The sequence below is a fragment of the Niallia sp. FSL K6-0212 genome (genome assembly GCF_038007605.1).
Classification (GTDB): Bacteria; Bacillota; Bacilli; order Bacillales; family Cytobacillaceae; genus Niallia; species Niallia circulans.
This window is the reverse complement of record NZ_JBBOXL010000001.1, coordinates 3,581,012-3,601,277: the sequence shown is the minus strand read 5'-3', so window position 1 is coordinate 3,601,277 and position 20,266 is coordinate 3,581,012. Positions and strand designations below refer to the sequence as shown.

Here is a 20,266-nt window from a genome sequence, read left to right as displayed (position 1 = left end):
CAAAAATAGAAAAATAGTCGAACAATTTGATCTCTATTATCTATTTACCATTTATAATTTTAATACAAGGATTGTCATAAGTAAATAATAAGAAAGTTATCAAATACGATAAGTTTATCTTATGGTATTTTTTTCATAGCAAAAAAGTAGACCATCGAAAAAGCTGCAAACTTTCTGATGGTCTACCTTTTTAAATTTCATTTACTTCATCCACAATGCTTTTTAAGTCTCTTTGAAAGCTTTCTAATTGCTGTCTTTGATGCTCAGATGCTACTTCTAGAGCATTCTCTATTTGTTGATAGGTCTCATTAATTTCTTGTTTTAGATGCTTTAGCTGATGTCCATAGTTTGCAGAATCTTTTACGATATCTTGATAAAGATTTTGTGTTTCAAGTAAATTCCGTTGAGCATCTTGAAAAGCTTCTTGTTTATTACTATGATAAGGCATATTCTTATCCTCCTGCTAGTTATATTCGTGGTGCTTACCAATAAGTTGTGCAGTGAATCGTGAAAATATGCGGTATAAATGTGTGTATAAAAAACCATTCTATAAAGGATAGTGATGCATTACCTCTTCATGATAATAGAAAGGAGAGAAAAAAAGTGAACAAAAATGACAGCAAAGATATGCACAGAAATGCTCCTAAAGGAAATCAATCTGGCCAGCCAGAGCCACTTAGCGGGAGCAAAAAGGTGAAGAACCGTAACCATTCTAGACAAAAACATAATAATCATCACGATATGTAAGAAAAGTATACTAATTCACTCTATTACATTCTAGTTAACAAAGTAGGTTATTTTAAAAGGTTTTTCAAGTATTTACCCTAATTGATGTATATGTGTGGTCAAATGTGTGGTCAATATGCGGCCACTCATTTGGCCTTTTTAATTAAATAGCCTAACCAACATCAGTCAATAAGGATAAAAATAATGGTAATAAATTTACAAGAACTATCCTAAACTACAATACATCATTAGTCTCTAACCTATTTCTTTTTGGTCGATCATAATCATTAATGTATACTGTTCTTTCAGCAGAAGCAATATTTCAAAGTCCGTTTTTTATCCCTCCTTTTTTTTATTTAAGCAGATATTCCTGATAGTTCATGAAATAGACAAAAAACATCCAAAAAAAATAAAACCCTGCCATTGGCAAGATTTTATTTATATTAGTTATTTAAAGATTGTATATCATGCGAATTTTTTCTATTTGCTTAAGTTCATAGTCATACTTTACAAGGTTTAATTCATAAACTAAGATATTAAAAAATTCTTCAGCTCTTTTTAAGACCTCTTGAATAAAAGTTTTATAACCAACAATAAAACCTTTATTTTCAATTTTAAAATCTAACTTGCTTTTATCATTCCTGTAAATGTCCAAGGTGACGTTGATAGGTTGGCTAGGAAAATAAAATTCAGATTTTCCTTCCTCTACTAACTCTTCTATAGAGTTTAACAAATATGCCCATAAAGTAGGTAAGTCATCCCAGTTACTAACCTCAGAAATTATTCTGTAATTATAAGTAATAATTATGCCGCCATCTAATGTAAGTATTCCATCCTCTACTTTCATTTGACTTTTGATATTATTTATAAAATTTTTCTGATCGTCTAATTTTACAATGTATTTTTCTTCATTACTAACTAAATCTTGAAGGTCCGTAACAACTTTTTTTAAAATAAGTGAGATTATTAATAATTTTTCCATGTTTTTTCATCCTTTTATTCTTTTGGGATAAAGTTGTTTGATATGACCTTTTGTAATTCCCTTGGTATATTTTACTCCATTAACTTTACCCTCGACTTGAAACATTGTGTTAGCCCCCTTTTTTCCCATGTAGTTCTATTTTGTTTTGCGATAGTTGGTGCTAAGGGGATTTTCTTTATAAGCCTTCCTAAAAGCACAATAAGTGGGCGAATTAAAAATAATAGAATAATGCAAAACTGCCAGTTATGCCAACTAGAGTAGTCATACCAATAAGAACTTATTTAAGAAGATACTTTCGCACTTGCATGATTTATTTCCCTCCAATATTCCTGAACTGCACATCCTTCCTCTCCATCTATTTAAATTGACTGATTTTCAGTAATTAATCCATGAAATAGTTTTATACTAGTAATAAGAATACATATACAAATTTACAATCCTTTTATGTATGATGAATGAGCATCTTAAGAAAAAAGAGACCGAATCCTTGAGGAAACGATCACTCTATATTTGAGAGTACTATTTAGCTAACCCAACACTAGTTTCCGTTGTAAAATTCGGCAGCCAGTCACCATGCGCTTCTATTAACTCGTCACATAAGGAGATGATATCGTCCATCGATAACTCAGAAGCTGTATGTGGATCAAGCATTGCCGCCTGGTAAATATATTCCTTTTTCAATGTCATTGCTGCTTCAATTGTCAGCAATTGCGTGTTAATATTTGTCCTGTTTAAAGCTGCAAGCTGTTCAGGGAGATCTCCTACATAGGTTGGAGTAATCCCGCTTCGATCAGCAATACAAGGAACCTCTACACATGCTTTTTCCGGCAGATTGCTGATCAATCTTCCTGTATTAAGCACATTGCCACCAAATTTAAAGGGGATATCTGTTTCAATTGCTTCTATAATACGTGATCCATATTCCCGGGAACGAACATGTTCCAAGGCTTTATTGTTAACTAGATCCTCTCTCATTGCAACCCAATCATTAATTTGCTTTTCACAACGACGAGGATATTCATCTAATGGAATATTGAAACGGTCAATTAACTCAGGATAACGCGATTTAATAAAGTACGGATGATATTCAGCATTGTGTTCTGATGACTCTGTTACATAATAACCAAACTTATCCATCAACTCAAACCGAACCATATCACCATGCTTAGTTTTTTGCAATTCACGAGCTCTCCGCTTAATTTCTGGATATAAATCAATTCCATCCTTGCTTACTTCAAGAAGCCAGGCCATATGATTTATACCCGCAATCTTTTCTTTCACTCCTGTTCGGTCCATCCCCAATGCTTCAAATAATTCTTTTGTACAAATTTGCACACTGTGACACAGACCAATTGTTTTAATTGGTGTGAAACGATTCATAACCCCAGTTAACACAGCCATTGGGTTTGTGTAATTTAAGAATAACGCATCAGGACAAACTTCTTCCATGTCTTTTGCAAAATCGAGCATAACGGGAATAGTTCTTAAATTCCTGAATATTCCCCCGATGCCGACTGTATCTGCAATCGTTTGTCGTAAGCCATATTTTTTGGGAATTTCAAAGTCAATTACCGTACTTGGCTTATAGCCGCCTACCTGAATCGCATTGATTACATATTTAGATCCTTTCAAAGACTCCTTTCGATCCGTATAGGCTTTTACTATAATGTTTTTTCCTAGACTTTCCTTCAAATTAGTAAGCATTTGTTCCGAATCCCGCAAACGCTGTTTATCAATATCATATAATGCAAATTCATACCCATCTAAAGCATCAACGAACATACAATCTCCAAGAACATTTTTAGCAAACACGGTACTTCCTGCACCTAGAAATGTAATTTTAGTCATAGTAATCCTCTCCTCCCAGCTTTCTTTGATTTATCCTTTTACTGAACCAGATGCTAACCCTTTCACAAAATGCTTTTGTAATAATAGGAACAAGACTACCATTGGCAGAACAGCCATTATCGCTGCTGCCGCTACGAGATTCATTCGATTGGCATTTTCCCCAAAGAATCCAGCTAACGCAACAGTAATTGTCTTTACTTCCTCTGCTTGCAGGAAGAAGATGGCGAATTGATAATCATTCCATATAAAAACACAGGCAATAATTAAAATAGATGCAGTAACTGGCTTTAACAACGGAAAGACAATTCGAAAAAATATGCCAGATGTACTTGCTCCATCTATTCTTGCAGCTTCTTCTAATTCTTTCGGAATAGTGGAGCGAATAAAGCCGGAATACAAGAAAATAGTTAATGGCAGAAAGGATGCAACATTATTCAAGATGGCAATTTCAAGTGTATTCATCATTCCAATGTCTACCACCAGCTTATAAAGTGGTACTAAAGCGGTTAATGGCGGAATTACCATTACAGCGATAAAAAACATAAATACAAACTGATTTAGCTTAGTTCGCCTTCTGGCTAATGGATAAGCTGCTAAAGATCCAAATATAATCAACAATAAAGCACTTACAGAAGTAATAACCGTAGTATTCCAAAGGGCATTTCCGAGACTTGCCATTTCCCAAGCCTCTGAAAAGTTCTCAAAGCTCCACTCCTTTGGGAAAACCCATTTTGAGCTAAAATCCCCCTTCGCCTTGAGCGCTGTTGTAATTAAAATATAGAAAGGGATTAGGTGAAAGGCTGCGACTAGAAGTGCTACTATAGAGAAAAGCCATTTTTGCTTTTTATTTATATAGTCCATTACGCCTCAATCTCCTTCCGCTTGAAGTATATAAGCGCTGTCAAGCTTAAGATTAAAATGATGATCGCCATAAACACTCCTTGTGTTGCTGCATAACCTGCATCTTGACGATTGAAATAGAGATCGTACATAAAAGTAGACATCGATTGTGAAGCATATCCTGGTCCGCCACCAGTTAATGAGATTATTACATCAAACAGCTTCAATCCACCGATGATGTTAATAACTATATTAATAGTTATAGAAGGCATTAACATCGGCAAGGTTATACTTTTAAATTGTTGAAAGCTAGATGCCCCATCCATTTGAGCTGCTTCGTAATAGTCTTTTGATATACTTTGTAATCCAGCAAGATAAATAATCATCACAATTCCAACAAACTGAAATGTATTAACGAAAACTATCAACCAAATATTAATTTTCGGATCTGCTAATGCATTAATTTTATCAAAACCGAGAAAAACAAGAAGATCATTTAGCGCACCGCCTTGAAAAGCAAAGAAGAAATAAAAGATATATCCCATAACTAGCGGGCTGATTATGACCGGCAAGTAAACGACTGTCCTAGTAAAATTCTTAAAGTGAATACTTCGATTCAGCATAAGTGCGTAACCTAGGCCAATGATATTCTGAAATACAGTACTCCCGACACCATAAAGAAGAGTATTTTTTACAACAAGCCACGTATCCGGATCCTTCAGCATACGTATATACTGGCTGAAGCCAACATAGTCATAGTGTTGAGAAAATCCGTTCCAATTTGTAAAAGAAATCTTGATTCCGTTTAAAAAAGGATAAAAGATAAAAAAACAGATGGCAGCAAGTGCTGGAAGATACATCCACCAAATGGAAGATTCCCGCTTCTTTCTACGGTTCCTTTTCACTTCAATTGAAGAGTTGGTATTCGACTGCCCTTTAGTCTCTACTTTTATCAAAGTAACCATCTCCTAAATTTTAAATTGAGAGGCGAGACGGATAACTGCATTCCCTCCTACCGTATAAACTATTTCTTTTGTTCTAACAGTCTCTTATATTCTACAGCCATCTTTTTTGAAACTTCCTCAGGTGTCATTGTCCCAGATAGTAATTCTTGACCAGCTGCCCCCATTGGATCCCACATGCCACTTGGTAAATACACTCGATCAAAGTAAGGCTCCACTTTATTATCCTTATACTTCTCGTAATCATCAGAGTAATAGTTTTTTGATTCCGTATTTGTCAGCCCTGCCGGAAGCGAAGTACCTTCTGCAATCTCTTTGACAATCTCTGGCTGGGAAATGAAATCTAAGAATTGCTTCGCTTCCTCTTTCACTTTAGAATCTTTCCATACAGCTAATGTATGACGCTCGCCGCCAATCCAACTTGGCTTGTCTCCTTCCTCCATTACTGGCATTGGAATAATACCAAGCTTAACATCTGGATTTAATTCTTCCACCGAAGGTCCAAGCATCCCACCACCAACAATAAAAGCAATTTTATTTTGAGCCATTAAGTCTACCATTTGATGATTTTGAGCCGTTAAGACATCTTCATTTAGGAGACCTTTATCCTGCATTTCCTTTAGTTTTTCGGGTAAAAAAGTATAGTTTGACCAATCAAAGGTGCCGTCCAGCAGCTCTTCCTTATAGTTTTTCTCACCTGTAATTAATAAAGGTGTAGCAAATTGATCAAAAAACTGACCGAATGCAGATTTATCCGCTCCAGCAAACCATAGTGGAGTAACTTCTCCTTTTCCTTTTTCCTTGATTGTTTCAAGTGCTGACATAAATTCATCAAAAGTACTTGGAGGAGTGATTCCATACTTTTCTAAAAGAGTGGCATTGTATGTAAGTCCATCCTTTGCTTGATTAAGAGGATAAGCATATACTTTGCCGGTTTCATCTAGCAAAATTTGATTAAGCGCTGGATCAAGATCTTTCACCCAGTCCATATCTTTCAAATCTTCTACATACTCCCCATAACGATGGAGCGCCCATCCATGAGTGTCGAATAGGTCTGGCATGTCATTAGCAGCCATCTTAACCCTAAGCATGCCCTCATAACCATCCGCAGGATAATTTTCTTTAATATCTATATCTGGATTTTCCTTTTCGAATTTTTCTACAACATTTTGAAGGGTAATTTTATCAGCTTCATTAGTCACTGTTGAATACAGCGTAACGACTGTCCTATCCCCATTTTCTTCGTTTCCACCTGAAGCTTTGCTGCATCCTGCAACAATCATGGTTAAAGCAACCGCAATGACCATCGTTTTCAAAAGCTTATTCAATAAAAACGCCCCCTAAAAAATTCATCTCGATAGCTCCAGGTATATTCACCTAAGTTTCGAGTTTGTTCTCTTGCTGGTTTATAGGAGCATCGATATAATAGAATTATGCTCCCTTTCCTAATTGGAGTTAACTGTTATTTGCCCGTAAAAAAAGTGACTGCCATCACTTTTAAACCTGGCATCAAGCCTTTGGCGCCAGGAGGGCTAATCATCAAAATAAGTTCATTTTCACATCACACACCACCTCCTATAAAGGATAATTCTTTTTTCCGCCACAACTTTCCCTAATTACTAATTCAGTGGGAAGAGTAATGGTTATTGGGAGTTCTCTACCCTTTAAACGATCAAGTAAAAGCCTTACCCCCGTTCTTCCCATTTCCATTGTATGTACTCTAATTGTAGTCAATGGGGTACTCGCAAATTTAGCAGCTTCAATATCGTCAAAACTAATAATTGCTACATCAGAAGGAACGTTAAGATTAACTTCTTGCAAGGCTCTTAAAGCTCCAATCGCCATTGGATCACTGCCGATAAAAAAGGCTTCTGGCAGCTCAGATGTTTGAATAGCCTTTTGCATTAATTCATATCCCTGCGCCATAGTATACTCACCGATAAAGACTGAATCTTCTTCAAATAAGTTTTGTTCCTTCATAAAGCGTTCAAAGGTGGTAAGTCGTTTATCTTCAATAATAAGCTTCTGATTTTTTAAATGTTCTCTTTCCTTTCCCCCAATATAACCAATCCGTTTGTAACCAATATTCACTAGATGCTTTAACGCCTTTTCTGTTGCTCGTTCAAAATTAATACCAACCGAATCATAGAGATCTTCATTAGGCGAATGATTTATATAAACGATATTTTCGACCTGACTAATAGCCTTTAGCGCTGTCTCTTTTACTCTTCCGACAACAATAAGTCCATCTAACTCTTCTATCATCTGGTTGCTTTCTGTTTCATGTAAGCGAAAAGTAACTGTATTGATTCTATTAGATGCAAGTTCCATTTCAATCCCTTGACGGATAGATAGGAAATATGGATCACTAATTTCTTCATCTAATGATTGGGTTAAGATTATTCCGACGCGTTTGAAAGTAGATTTTCTTTGCTTCAATCTTCTTTCTAAGATTGTTTCATAACCAAGCTCTTTGGCAACCCGAATAATTCGTTCTCTTGTTTCCGCTTGAACAGTAAGCGTTCGATCATTATTTAATACTCGTGAAACGGTTGATGCGGATACATTTGACTTATCTGCAATTTCCTTAATAGTTGCCATTTTAAAACCCTCTTTTTGTTCTTATTAGGTCAGTAAAATTTTCTTATAAAATCACTAATAAAATTACCTGCTATATACGAATAATAACACCATATGTAAAGGCTTTCAATAAGAAAATTAACTTTTCTAAAAATTATTTTACTAATCAGCCTATAGAATTATTTATATTTTAAATACACCATTACGTTATTTATTATTTTTTTCAGTAAATATTTTAGTAAAATATCCTTTGCATAGAGATGCTCTTGCTATCCTTTCTATTTCTTTGTTTTATATTTGCAACTTCTCCTAAAAACAACAAAAAAGGAACTGTTCACACAAACGAGTTCCTTTTTTATCTTAAAGTATCGGTAAGTTTAAAGCAGTATGAATGTTTTGCAAATTAAGGTTCACTTGTTCCTTTGGATCCCATGCATGGTACCACCCTTTTTCAGTCATGTATTGGGATAGTTGTTCATGTAAGTCAAGTGCTTCATTTAGATGGCGGACAAGGATTTCTTTTATCTCTGGATGTCCCGTTTCTGTGATGGCCATGGAATAATTTCTAATTCCGCTTTTGGCAGAAATCAATAGATCTGTTGCAATCATTTGATCAGTTAAAGCATCCATGCCTGTAAAATATTCTATAATGGAATTCATCCGTTCTCTCCCCCCATTCTCGGCATTTCTTGCGCTTTCGATAAAATAGTTGAAAATTCCTGTAGCTGCCTTGTTGATATATCCACATCTTGCAGCATTAATTCTTTTAATTGTGGATCGGAAACAAGTGCGCGCATCGTTTTAGCTTTTGTTATGCAAATCGTTTTAAACGTAGCCAGTTCTTGAACTTCTAATACTTCATGTAATACATAATCCATTACATAATCCTGCCTTTCTTATGGTTTTAAGACAACTTTTATACAATTATCCATTTTCGTATCAAAAATTTCATACCCTCGTTTTGCTTCACTCAATGGTAATACATGACTTACGACATCACTCGGATCAATTTTTCCAGTAGAAACTAATTCAAACATATATGGCATGTAATGAATAACAGGAGCTTGTCCAGAACGAATATTGACATTGCGCTGCATGATATCTCCTAAAGGAAAAGCATTATATCTGCCGCCATAAACGCCAGTAATTTGGATGGTACCACATTTACGAACCGCTTGGGCAGCCATCACAAGAGCGCTCATTGTGCCGCCTTGCAGCTTCATGCCGCTCGCTAGGAATTCCATATCGCTCATTTTTCCATCCATGCCAACAGCATCAATCACCACATCGGCACCGCCTTTTGTGAGTTCTTTTAAGTAAGCTCCCACATTTTCAACCTGTTCAAAATTAACAATTTCTACCTTATTTGTACGTTTGGCATGCTGCAGACGATAATCAACATAATCGACAGCAATGACGCGTTTTGCCCCTTTCAGCCATGCGAATTTTTGTGCAAATAATCCAATTGGTCCACACCCAAATACTATGACTGTATCTCCAGCTTTTACACCCGCATTATCTACACTCCAAAATCCAGTTGTCATTGCATCGGCAATAACCGTCAATTTTTCATCAGGTTCTTCACAAGTTTCTGGAATCTTAAAGTGAGTGAAATTTGCAAAAGGAACTCTTAAATACTCTGCTTGCCCGCCTGGATAACCTCCCGCATTCCCTGAATAACCAAAATAGGCACCAACATCTCCATTATCGTTGGAATTGTCACATTGACTTTCTAAATTACTTTTGCAGTACTGGCATTCTCCACAGGCAATATTGAAAGGAATAATAACCCGGTCACCTTTTTTGACTTTCGTCACTTCTGGTCCAACCTCTTCAACTATCCCCATCGGTTCATGGCCAATCACATAATTTTCTTGTAAGTTTGGCATCATTCCATGGATTAAATGTAAATCAGATCCGCATATCGCAGTACTTGTCACTTTAATAATCATATCATCAGGTTTTAAAATCTTTGGATCTTCCACTTCTTTTACTTCCACATTTTTAATCCCTTGGTAAGTTACTGCTTTCATTCTATCTAACCTCCATATTTAATGCTGATCAGGCGTCCGATCAAACATTCCTTTTCGATTCGTTTCACCAGTAAACAAATGCATATTTCCAATCATAATAGTATTCTTTGCCGAAAGTTGATCTAACTTATATTGTTCACTCATATCATGAGGATGGAACCATTTTTTTTCTATCATTAAATCTGTTATTTCTTGGTGCATCTGGATTGCCTGATTAAGTTGTTTTCGTAACAGTACTCTTAAGTCTGGTGAAGCTGTTTCAGTTAAAGCTGTTGCTATATTTCTCACCCCTTCTTTTGCGCGAATAAGAAAATCAACCGCAAATGTCATATCAGCAAGCTCTGGCATATTTAACGCATTAATGGGATCTAAGTAGTCATTATTCAATGGATAACACCTTCCTCTCCACCTATAATTGGCGTTGGACGCATTTGAGGGATTTCTGTTGCGAATGGCACATTCTTATATACTTCTTGTAGTTCCCTAAGCGCCTGAATAGACTGATTTACATCTTTCTGCATTAAATTCTTAAGCTCTTCATCAAAAACAAGACCTTGCATTAACTTTGATTTTGCTACACAGAGTGTTTTAAAATTTATCACTTCATGTAAATCTAATGATTCATGCGGAGCTAAGCTGTTCCTTTCCATGACCAATTACCTCCTGTCCTAATTTAATTACTTCGCTATTTTCCCCAACTTCTTTTCTTAATTTACTAGCAATTTTTAACGATTTATTTTTTGGAAAAAAACATCTTTATTTACATAAAATTTGAATTATGTACATATTTCCTTTAATGTTATCGTTTCTTTTGCTCATACTAATAAAGCAAACGACTTCTTGAAAGGATTAGGTTATTATGCTAAATAAACAACAAATGTCCCATTTTCAAAAAGTATTAAATGAACAAAAACGTGATTTGGAAATTAGATTTGAACATAATGATAACTTAGATTTGAAAGATGGACATTACCATGAGTCTCTTGGAGAGCTATCCAGTTATGATAATCATCCAGGAGATGAAGGAACGGAGCTTTATGAACGCGAAAAGGATATTGCCCTTGCTGAACATTACCATCATGAATATATGGGGGTGTTAAATGCTTTAAAGGCAATTGATGAAGGAACATACGGAAAATGTGCGGAATGCTCTCAAGATATCCCGATAGAAAGATTGGAAGTTATTCCTACAACGCTTTATTGTAAGGAGCATTCTCCTGATCAGAAAATCTCTGAGAAACGGCCAGTGGAAGAAGAAATATTAATGCCTCCTTTCGGAAAATTCGATATGGATAATAAAGATGAATCTGTCGTATATGATGCCGAGGATTCATGGCAGGAAGTATCTAGCTGGGGAACATCGGAAACACCGTCTGATTTTGCTCATCCTGTTTATGACCATTATAATGACGTCTACACAGAAAGTGATGAGAATATTGGCTATGTGGAAGATTACGAGAACTTTGTCGGTGTGGATATAGATGGAAGAAATATAACGGTTTACCCTAATGAACAGCATAAACGCTATGAACAAAGCTTGGATGAAGAAGGAATTATGACTACGTTTGGTGACTTGCCTGCTTACGAGCATGAGCCTTATGTGGAAAATGATGAGTAAAAAATGGGTTGTCTTAAGAAGGTGTAATGCCTTTAGACAACCTTTTTATATTTTCGTCACGCTTTCCTCCTTATAAGAATATATTAAATATACTAAGGAGGATTTTTATGAATGATGATAACTGGTTAAGTTTAATGGATGAATGGCTGAAAAACCATTTTCTTGATCCGTTGACTTCCGTATTAGATGAAACTGAGTTTCGAATTGATGTGTACGAAACGGAGAAAGAATTTATCGTGGAAGCATTATTAGCGAATTGTCACGATAACAGCATCCATCTTTCTGTAACTAAAAATTTGCTTACTATTAAGGCAATAATGCAAGATTCTAATCTCCTCAAAGAAAAACAAAGATTAATTGAATTTCCGGTTTCAATTGATCAAAATCCAGTTTATGCTGTATGCACAAATGAAATTCTGGAAATTTTTATTCAGAAGAAAAAACAGCAAGACAAGAAACTAACATCTACGATTGACATTCAGTTTTTATAAGTTGAATTCTCTTTCATATGTCTTTTTTAAAACATAATATTGGATTCCTTTCGTATGCTTTAAAGCACTTTTGGCATGCTTTTTCGCTACATCCTTTTCCTCTTTTTTTATAGCGATTTCCGCTAATAGTGCTTCTTTCATCCATTTCTTATTTACCCTTGCTATCCATTGCTGGGCATCATGAAATTGTTGCTCTTCTATATTGATTAAGGCTAAATAATAGGACTTCATTTCCGAATGTTTTATTTTCTCAGCTTCTTCTCTAAGTCCAAGCGTTTTTCCAAAATAAAGAGAAAATAATATCGTGAATATTGGATAATGAGCTTGATATTTTTTTCGTTTCATTAGTTTCCGGTAGCTTACAATTACCCTTTTATCCTCTTTCACACTTAAAGCATGAACAAAGCTATAATAGGGATGCTTTTTATTCTTACTAAAAAGTTTTTCCAATTTCTCAATATTTCTAGTTGCATGAATACGATACCATGTTGTTATTAACATCGTTACAAATACAAGTACATAACAAATAAAGATGTTTAGAAATAGAGGAGATGTAAAATTGTCGAGTACAAAGAAAGTAATAATAGCTACAGCTACTCCGATTATAAATGTTCCAAAAGATACCAAAAATATTCCTCCTCTACATAAACCATGCGTCTGCTAGGTTTATGATTCCTTCTTCTATTTCCTTTTCTTTTAATCCTCCAAACCCTAATAACAGAGGGTAACTCGCCCTTTCCTCGGCAAAATATGGTTTTGTGGAATAAACGTTAATCCCTATTTTTTCTGCTTCTGATAGCAGGATAGCTTCATTTTTCAAAGCTATACGAATAAGTAAATGTAAACCTGCTTTTTCACCAATTATTTCCACCTTATTTCCCATATACCGCTTGATACATTGAATCAAAAAGGTATATTTTCTTTCATATACTTTTCTCATACGCTTAATATGCCGTTCAAATTCTCCCTTTTGGATAAATTTTCCTAAAGCTTGCTGTAATAGCGGAGAGCACGGTTGAGTCTCGTTATACCTTTTCTTTTTCCATTTTTCTAGTAAAACATTAGGTAATACCATATAGCTTATTCTTAATGATGGTAAGAATGATTTAGAAAAAGTCCCCATATATATTACTCGATCATGCTGGTCAATTGCTTTCATACTTGGAATTGGCGAACCTTGAAAACGAAATTCGCTGTCATAATCATCTTCTACTATATACCCGTTCTCCCTTTCTGCCCACTCTAATAGCTCAATCCGCTTTGAAATAGGCATAATTTTCCCGGTTGGAAACTGATGGGAAGGGGTAATATAGACCAAATTACAAGAACTATTTAATAAAGAAGATAAGTCATGTCCATCTGTTTCTGATACTGGAATAGAAGATATAGAAAGCCCTTTTTCCTGGAATACATTGCGCACATCATTATAACCTGGCTCCTCCATCCCTATATGTAATGGGCAATCATTTAAAAGTGATAATACAACTTGGATTAGCTGCTCCGTGCCTGCTGTAATAACAAGCTGATCTGCTGTCGTCTGAATTCCACGTGACCTGTATAAGTATCCTGCCACTTCTTCTCTTAATTCTAATTCTCCCTGCTTATCTCCATAATTCATCCACCCATTTTGCTTGTCCTCCATTATTTCTTTCAGGGTCTTTTTCCAAGCATTTGTTGGAAAATTAGTCTGATCAATATCCCCATAATGAAAATCAACGGAATACTGTCCTGTTTGCTTTAAACTATTTTTATGGTTCCATTGGTTTTGTTCATTTTTATATTCATAACTAGGTAAGGAAACAACCGTATACCCACTTTTCTCTTTACTTTCCACATACCCTTCCAGCCATAATTGCTGGTATGCATCAATAACAGTATTTTTACTTATGTACAAATAACTTGCTAAATATCGAATGGATGGCAATTTTGTGCCCGCTTCTATCTTCCCTGTTAAAATTTCCGCTTTAAAATAATTATATAATTGCATATATACTGGCTCTGTACTTTCTTTATGCAAATGAATAGCCATATTCATACCCTAATTCTCCTTTTTCTCTCCGTTTTGTACCCTTAAAATTTCTGTAAACTGTGCCTATGTAATATACTCATTTCATTTTAAAATGAAGGAACAAGAAATGGAAGGGAATGATTTTGTAGTGCGACAATTATTTTTGGTGGAGGTAGGAGCAAAATGAACATATTCCAAGCAACAAAGAAAGACATCGGAGAAGTAGCTCGCTTATTTAATGAATATCGCATGTTTTATAAACGAGAAGATGATATCGTGAGTGCAGCAAGTTATATAAAGGAACGAATCGAAAACAACGAATCTGTAATCTTCGTTGTTCAAGACGGTGATGATTACATAGGTTTTACTCAACTTTATCCTAGCTATTCCTCTTTATCGATGAAAAGAACGTGGATATTAAATGATTTATATGTTGAAAAAAGAGCAAGAAAAAAAGGAATCGGAGAAATGTTATTACAACAAGTAAAAGAATACGCAAAGAATAGCGGAGCCAAGAGTCTAAGTCTTAGTACAGCTATAGATAATTTATCTGCGCAAAGATTATATGAGAAGAATGGCTATAAAAAAGATACGAAATTTTTTCATTACGAGTTAAATTTGAATAATTAACCGTTCTTCCGTTTACTTTAGTCTAATAATTATTTTATGCAGAAGCTGTCTAACCAGGTTTCTGCATTTCTATTAGTTGTAGTTTGGCTGATTCATCCCCACTTTGGCTGATATTTTTCTGCTTTGGCTGATTCCCTACCCACTTTGGCTGATATTCTTTTATTTTGGCTGATTCCCTACCCACTTTGGTTGATATTTTTTTACTTTGGCTGATTTCTTCCCCACTTTGGCTGATATTTTTTTACTTTGGCTGATTCCCTACCTACTTTGGCTGATATTTTTTTACTTTGGCTGATTTCCTACCCACTTTGGCTGATATTTTCCGGTTTTGTCCAGAATCCTCCCCCTTTTGTCCAATAATCTTGCACCACTAAAAAAAATCGTCCTAATTTCCAAAATCTCTTTTAATATTCACGTATTTTTTTCATAAATTAACAAACAATACCAATATAATGATGGTGGAGGTTTGTCTAATGAAAAAAGTACTTTTTACTTTTTTTCTTTTTTGTGGTTTATCTCTTCAAGCATCGCCTGTTGCCGCATCTCCAAGTGAAAAGGAGGTTGAGAGCTTAGCCGATAATTTGGGATGGACAACGGAAGACTTAGAAGAATATTTATCATTTAAAGGATTAAAAATAAGTGATTTTGATAATATACGTGTTTTAAAAAAACAACTTGGAACCCCAATCACGCCGTCTAATCTCAATAAATTACTTGTACAAAATTCGATGACACAGGAAGAATTAGATATTTTATTGGCGGGATTTCATGAAAGTATAGAAGATTTCTGGTTTTTAGAAGACTTAGAAGTAGCGATTGATTTTTATAAAAACCATGAAGATAAGATGCTGCAATTAGAAAAATTTCTCGAGAATATTGGCTTTGATGATAAGGAAAAACAACAATTTTATGGGCATCTAAATAAATTGGACCCTGCTTTTTTAGCTGCAAAAGTGGAGGATTGGAAACAGCAATTATCAACTTTTCAAGCTATGGACCAAGAAAGTGAAATAAGCGCAGAAAGAAACCAGGCATTAACGGATTTTTGGAAAGATTTTTTTACAGCAACCTCTTTAAAGCCAGTCATTATTAGCATAGACGATAACGGAAAAAGAAACGAACTTTCCTTGAATGATCTAAATCATAAACAGATGGATGCGACGGTGGCGATTGAATTATACGATCATGAGCAATTTTTAATTGGGGATGCAGTTGTGACATCTGATTTGGTTGCTTCTGTAGATGTTATCGACAAAGTGGTTGAATTGACGGAAGTGACAGAAGGTTTAGCCAATTTATATGCTGCTCAGCTTCCTAATACAGCATCTTCTCTTCCTATTATCCTTTGCATCGGTTATATGCTAGTATTACTAGGGTTGTTGATAACATTTAGGAAAGCTCCCTATGAAAATTAGAAAAAAAATGGGGATTCTCTCTATCTTGATAGGATTGGGAATGATTCTCTATACTTTGTCTTGTTATTTAAAAGTGGAAACTATTACAAAACAACCGTTCCTTGCTAAAGATAGTCATGTAGTTTTCTCTCCAACTCAATTTTTAAAAGAAGGAGAAAAAATGGGAGTCATCCTCATGCCGAAATTAGAGAAAACGATTCCTATTTATGAAGGGGTAAGTGCTGAGGTTTTAACTGAGGGAGCAGGTCATTATCCAAAGAGTGCCTTACCCGGTGAAAACAACAATGTTGTATTGTCAGGACATCGCGACACCTTTTTCCGTTTCCTGAGAGATTTAAAAAAGAATGATTCCCTTATAATCCAAACAATGGAAAAAGAATATGAATATAAAATTACGAAATTCTCCATTGTCTCACCTAATGACCGAACCATTCTTACTCCTAAATCAAGAGCTGTCCTTACACTAACTACCTGTTATCCCTTCTCCTTTATAGGACATGCACCAAAAAGATATGTAGTAACTGCTGCGTTAATACATTCAGAAGAATTAGGAAAAAATAATCGATCCGAATAATTCTCAAACTGGTTAGAGCGATTTTTACATATGAATGTACCACAAGCTTATTATATCCCAAACAAATCACACGAAGGTTAAAGTGAACCTTCGTGTGATCATGCGGAAATTCCAGGCTATTTCCAAGTCTTTAAAAACACCCTTATTCTATTTTTCCATAAAAGGATTTTTGTAAATATTTTTGGTTGTTTTCCTTGCTTTTGCATTTCATACATACTTGCAATTGTAATTAGAATTGTTCCAGCAATTAATAAATATACCCACCAAGGAAAATTACCCCAATATGGTCTAGTTTGCAATAATACATTTAATATTAATACACCAATGCCAACAAAGAAATAAGATTTATAGCGGAAATAAAATCCTGATAAAATGGATATTACTGCAAGCACACCCAAAATGATGGCATCATAGATAGTATGAGAAAGATAGCCATCCATCGCTAAAAGCAAGGCCGAAATGGTTACGACACCCCATTCAATCTTCCTTAATAGTCCCGACGCATGCTTGACGATTTTCTTTGCGGCAACCATAACGACAAGTACTGGTAACACCTTTAGCTCTGTCTCGATATATTTCTGGATAGAAATAATTGATAGCATAGAATAATATGGCAACATGAGTGTAACCAAGCCGATAAGTTGAGGTACCCATTGAATTTCTTTCCCCACCCTATTTTTCTGGATAAAAACTAGCAATGCGAGTAACACTCCCGGAATAACAATATCCCACTTTAAATTTGTTTCTATTGCGTATAAAGAGAAAATGGTAAGAAAACTTGCTAGGAAATAAAAATCAATCCACTTTTCTCCTTCTTCCTGCCACTTTGTAATGACTGGATATACAATAGTGCTCATAAGCATAAATATAAGACCCCAAACCAGCGTAAAAAGATACCGGTCGATTGGCAGAAAGTCATGCATGAATACTTCATTATTCATAAATAGGAAAACTATTCCTATAAACGAGACAAGATATAGTTTTTCTAGATGGATAACAAGTAGCAGGAGTACAATATATAGAAGGATGACGATGTAAGTAATAATGGTAAAAGGTGAGGCAAACATCCAATATATTATCCCAACTGAACTAAATGGTAAGAAAAAGAAAACAAGTTCTTTCTTTTCTTTTTTCAGAAAATATATCCCGAATAACGCCATCGACATTACCATAAATGCGAGACTATAAGCGTTCCCTCCTGCAAAGCCAAAAGGAAGAGCGGCCGCTAAAAAGAAATAACTAGATAGATAGCTCCCATATCGAAATACCATTTTCACATATTTATTAGCAACTAAATAGACACTTATACTATAAGCAATAAATAAATAGATAAACGGAAGAAAGGAATCATTTTCTATCATTAACCGATCAATGATAATACTTCCGAGAATATAAATATGGGAAATCGTGAGAAATGGAAGCTTGAAAGATGTGTTTTTTAATCCTAAACCCATCATAAACATACCCATCCAGCCATACTTCATAAGTAGTTCAAAAGAAAGTGTATCTGTGTTCCAAATAGAACCTACAAGACTGAAATAGCTAATCAAACTAACGATCCCAATTAACCAGGCAATAAGGATATTTTTTATTTTTCGATACAAATCATAAAAAATAATAATTGATGCTAAATATATACCAGTAGTCACCCATTTATTTAGTGTGAAATATTCCAAAATTAATAGCAACCCAAATCCGTACATGATTTGCCCAATGAAATAGCCGTTTCTTCCCATATTCTTATCCGCTTTTTCATATAAATTACCTGTTAAGATGGTAAAGACACTTCCTAATGCAATCGACAATGGATGGCCTTGCTCTTGGATAAAACGGAAGGATTCTGCTGTTGTAAAATAAACACCAAAAACAGTAAACGGAATTATATAGGAAAGAAGTTGCTGCTGCGTTTTATTTTTTATGAAACGACTGCCGCTATATAGACTTAGGGCAATTCCTGCTATCATAAAAGGTATATACCATTTCCCTAAAAAGATTGCTGTTGATAAAAAGGCTATTAGTACCATCCAGGCAATATTATAAATGGCAGATGGCTTTCTAATATCCTGTAATGGATGCCATTTATTAAAAATACCTAACAAAAATAAAAGCCCTATATTAATCCCGTAGCTAACAAGGAAAAAACTGTCGGGATCTTTTATTAATGGAATTAACAGAGCAGCATTCCATAACGCCAGGTTGATAAAGAGAACTGGCAAATAACGAATAATTACATATGTCAGCCTTTTTGCTAAAAGGATGAATTCTACAGCCAGTAAGAGATACGCAAACACTAAATACAAACTTCCAGCGAGAAACAGTTCCCAATAAAAAAGAATGGTTACGAAAAATGTAGCTAAAGCAATGACAAAGCTTGTAAACTCCCAAACTTTCCCCCACTCTATCTTTCCTTTTAAGATAAAAACAAAAGAAAGAAGGAAAATACTAAAGCAAGCAAAGGCTATTGGCAATAAGTCTTCTAGAATTGGATAGGTAAAAATTCGATAAAGCCCAAAGGCTATAGCGATAGTTATGTAAAAATGATCATGCTTTCGTTTCGTTAATGCTACGGTCATCATAAATAGACTGCTGATTATCAAATAGTAAAAGCCATTTATCACACTGCTCTCAAACAAAAAAGTCATAAATAAAGCAGTTAAGATTAATTGAACTTGAACAATGGGTGTGAGTTCCTTCTGAAAATATTGAATCCATTTCATGTGCTGATACTTTAATAAAACATAGATGGTTATAAATTGATAGATGATCATAAAGAAGAAGAATCCATCTAGTGCTAATGGTAAAAAAGCAAGCAGAAAGGCAATCGTTCCAGTGATGGTCCCAATCGTTAGTATTTTATAAAGACGGGACTTTAAATAAATCGCTAGAGCTGCATATATAGGGAATAATACGAAACCAGCTATTACTCCTAATAAGAAACGTCCCTTGCCATACATAGAAAGATAGTCCCCTGCTAGCTGAAAAAAGCTTATTGACAAAAATCCTATTGGAAGAAAAAGACTCCCCAGGAGAAAGAAAGCAAAGGCTGTATGGTCGATCTTTATTATTTTTTTCGATAACATGGCAAAACCAAAAAATAAGATCGAAACAAAGAAAATAGATACTGCCTTCAACCAACCGGGCATAGAGTCCCAATTACTAGTTGCAACCACTAATCCACCTATTAATAATAGAAAAACTCCTAAATAAAGTAACACCCCTATATTTCGTTCGCGCAGCTGTTCTGGAGTATGTTGTTTCTTTTGTATGGAAGGCTGCTTTTTCTTTTCTTTTTTCTCCATTACTTTTACTTTTACTTTTTCTTCTTTTTCTCCATTTTCTTTTATCGCCTCGTCCTCTAAATACTTTTGGAAACCAGACTTAATATCGGTATAACTTGTTTCTGTTATATATTCCTTCGAATACAATGATTCTACCATCCGATTAAAAAAAATAATCATATTTTTTTGCATTGTATGCATCCTTTCTATAAACACATGCGTTTCATACCTTTTAAACTAATAGTGTAATTTTACAACGAAGTTATTTATTTTTCAATATA

The 20,266-nt window shown here is 34.9% G+C and carries 21 protein-coding genes; 6 read left to right on the top strand and 15 right to left on the bottom strand.

All coding sequences use genetic code 11. The features are described 5' to 3' along the window. Nucleotides 1-190: 190 nt before the first annotated feature. Nucleotides 191-448 (bottom strand): hypothetical protein, encoded by a 258-nt coding sequence (locus tag MHH96_RS17140; protein ID WP_047943508.1) that lies wholly within the window; start codon nt 446-448, stop codon nt 191-193. A gap of 155 nt (nt 449-603) precedes the next feature. Here MHH96_RS17140 and MHH96_RS17135 point away from each other — a divergent pair, with 155 nt between their 5' ends. Beyond that, complete coding sequence (locus MHH96_RS17135; protein ID WP_082138385.1) at nt 604-747, top strand: small acid-soluble spore protein P; 144 nt, start codon at nt 604-606, stop codon at nt 745-747. A 430-nt stretch (nt 748-1,177) separates the two neighbouring features. On the opposite strand, the gene MHH96_RS17130 is transcribed toward MHH96_RS17135, so the two are convergent. The 11 genes from MHH96_RS17130 to MHH96_RS17080 all read right to left on the bottom strand — a co-directional run bounded on the left by MHH96_RS17130 (nt 1,178) and on the right by MHH96_RS17080 (nt 10,621). Further along, the gene (locus tag MHH96_RS17130) at nt 1,178-1,708 is read right to left on the bottom strand and encodes a hypothetical protein (RefSeq protein WP_328283668.1); all 531 of its coding nucleotides are present in this window, start codon (nt 1,706-1,708) and stop codon (nt 1,178-1,180) included. A 519-nt stretch (nt 1,709-2,227) separates the two neighbouring features. Further along, nucleotides 2,228-3,556 carry an alpha-glucosidase/alpha-galactosidase gene (locus MHH96_RS17125; RefSeq protein ID WP_061798924.1) on the bottom strand — a complete coding sequence of 443 codons (1,329 nt, stop codon included), beginning with the start codon at nt 3,554-3,556 and terminating at the stop codon, nt 2,228-2,230. Between the two features lie 30 nt (nt 3,557-3,586). After that, the gene (locus MHH96_RS17120; RefSeq protein ID WP_061798926.1) at nt 3,587-4,417 is read right to left on the bottom strand and encodes a carbohydrate ABC transporter permease; all 831 of its coding nucleotides are present in this window, start codon (nt 4,415-4,417) and stop codon (nt 3,587-3,589) included. Then, nucleotides 4,417-5,256 carry a carbohydrate ABC transporter permease gene (locus MHH96_RS17115; RefSeq protein WP_235844497.1) on the bottom strand — a complete coding sequence of 280 codons (840 nt, stop codon included), beginning with the start codon at nt 5,254-5,256 and terminating at the stop codon, nt 4,417-4,419. Before MHH96_RS17115 ends, MHH96_RS17120 begins: the two co-directional genes overlap by 1 nt. A gap of 164 nt (nt 5,257-5,420) precedes the next feature. Next, nucleotides 5,421-6,686, bottom strand: coding sequence for an ABC transporter substrate-binding protein (locus tag MHH96_RS17110; protein WP_061798927.1), 1,266 nt, complete (start codon nt 6,684-6,686; stop codon nt 5,421-5,423). A gap of 247 nt (nt 6,687-6,933) precedes the next feature. Further along, on the bottom strand, nt 6,934-7,959 hold the full coding sequence (locus MHH96_RS17105; protein ID WP_061798929.1) for a LacI family DNA-binding transcriptional regulator: 1,026 nt from the start codon (nt 7,957-7,959) through the stop codon (nt 6,934-6,936). A 339-nt stretch (nt 7,960-8,298) separates the two neighbouring features. Then, on the bottom strand, nt 8,299-8,598 hold the full coding sequence (locus MHH96_RS17100; protein WP_047943506.1) for a spore coat protein: 300 nt from the start codon (nt 8,596-8,598) through the stop codon (nt 8,299-8,301). Next, the gene (locus tag MHH96_RS17095) at nt 8,595-8,816 is read right to left on the bottom strand and encodes a hypothetical protein (RefSeq protein WP_047943505.1); all 222 of its coding nucleotides are present in this window, start codon (nt 8,814-8,816) and stop codon (nt 8,595-8,597) included. The genes MHH96_RS17100 and MHH96_RS17095 overlap by 4 nt, the downstream gene beginning before the upstream one ends. 18 nt (nt 8,817-8,834) lie before the next feature. After that, the gene (locus MHH96_RS17090; protein ID WP_047943504.1) at nt 8,835-9,971 is read right to left on the bottom strand and encodes a zinc-dependent alcohol dehydrogenase; all 1,137 of its coding nucleotides are present in this window, start codon (nt 9,969-9,971) and stop codon (nt 8,835-8,837) included. Between the two features lie 18 nt (nt 9,972-9,989). Then, nucleotides 9,990-10,358, bottom strand: coding sequence for a spore coat protein (locus tag MHH96_RS17085; RefSeq protein ID WP_047943503.1), 369 nt, complete (start codon nt 10,356-10,358; stop codon nt 9,990-9,992). Further along, the gene (locus MHH96_RS17080; RefSeq protein WP_047943502.1) at nt 10,355-10,621 is read right to left on the bottom strand and encodes a hypothetical protein; all 267 of its coding nucleotides are present in this window, start codon (nt 10,619-10,621) and stop codon (nt 10,355-10,357) included. The genes MHH96_RS17085 and MHH96_RS17080 overlap by 4 nt, the downstream gene beginning before the upstream one ends. Nucleotides 10,622-10,830: 209 nt before the next feature. On the opposite strand from MHH96_RS17080, the gene MHH96_RS17075 reads away from it, so the two are divergent. Beyond that, nucleotides 10,831-11,589, top strand: a complete 759-nt coding sequence (locus MHH96_RS17075) for a TraR/DksA C4-type zinc finger protein (RefSeq protein WP_047943501.1) — start codon at nt 10,831-10,833, stop codon at nt 11,587-11,589. Between the two features lie 107 nt (nt 11,590-11,696). Further along, a complete protein-coding gene (locus MHH96_RS17070) occupies nt 11,697-12,080 on the top strand; it encodes an Hsp20 family protein (protein WP_047943500.1) in 384 nt (127 codons plus the stop codon). Here the strand turns inward: MHH96_RS17070 and MHH96_RS17065 are convergent. Next, nucleotides 12,075-12,707 (bottom strand): hypothetical protein, encoded by a 633-nt coding sequence (locus MHH96_RS17065; RefSeq protein ID WP_047943499.1) that lies wholly within the window; start codon nt 12,705-12,707, stop codon nt 12,075-12,077. The genes MHH96_RS17070 and MHH96_RS17065 overlap by 6 nt on opposite strands. Nucleotides 12,708-12,720: 13 nt before the next feature. Beyond that, the gene (gene pdxR / locus MHH96_RS17060; RefSeq protein ID WP_061798936.1) at nt 12,721-14,115 is read right to left on the bottom strand and encodes a MocR-like pyridoxine biosynthesis transcription factor PdxR; all 1,395 of its coding nucleotides are present in this window, start codon (nt 14,113-14,115) and stop codon (nt 12,721-12,723) included. A 156-nt stretch (nt 14,116-14,271) separates the two neighbouring features. Between pdxR and MHH96_RS17055 the strand changes: the two genes are divergently transcribed. From MHH96_RS17055 to MHH96_RS17045, 3 genes are all read left to right on the top strand, one after another. Next, the gene (locus MHH96_RS17055; RefSeq protein WP_047943497.1) at nt 14,272-14,718 is read left to right on the top strand and encodes a GNAT family N-acetyltransferase; all 447 of its coding nucleotides are present in this window, start codon (nt 14,272-14,274) and stop codon (nt 14,716-14,718) included. Between the two features lie 473 nt (nt 14,719-15,191). Then, nucleotides 15,192-16,133, top strand: coding sequence for a processed acidic surface protein (locus tag MHH96_RS17050; RefSeq protein ID WP_179290007.1), 942 nt, complete (start codon nt 15,192-15,194; stop codon nt 16,131-16,133). After that, nucleotides 16,123-16,707: a class D sortase gene (locus MHH96_RS17045; protein WP_328283666.1), complete on the top strand. Its 585-nt coding sequence runs from the start codon at nt 16,123-16,125 to the stop codon at nt 16,705-16,707. Before MHH96_RS17050 ends, MHH96_RS17045 begins: the two co-directional genes overlap by 11 nt. Nucleotides 16,708-16,823: 116 nt before the next feature. Here MHH96_RS17045 and MHH96_RS17040 read toward each other — a convergent pair whose 3' ends face one another. Next, entirely contained in the window at nt 16,824-20,177 is a 3,354-nt protein-coding gene (locus tag MHH96_RS17040; RefSeq protein ID WP_341117730.1) for an SCO7613 C-terminal domain-containing membrane protein, read from the bottom strand. Nucleotides 20,178-20,266 lie beyond the last annotated feature (89 nt).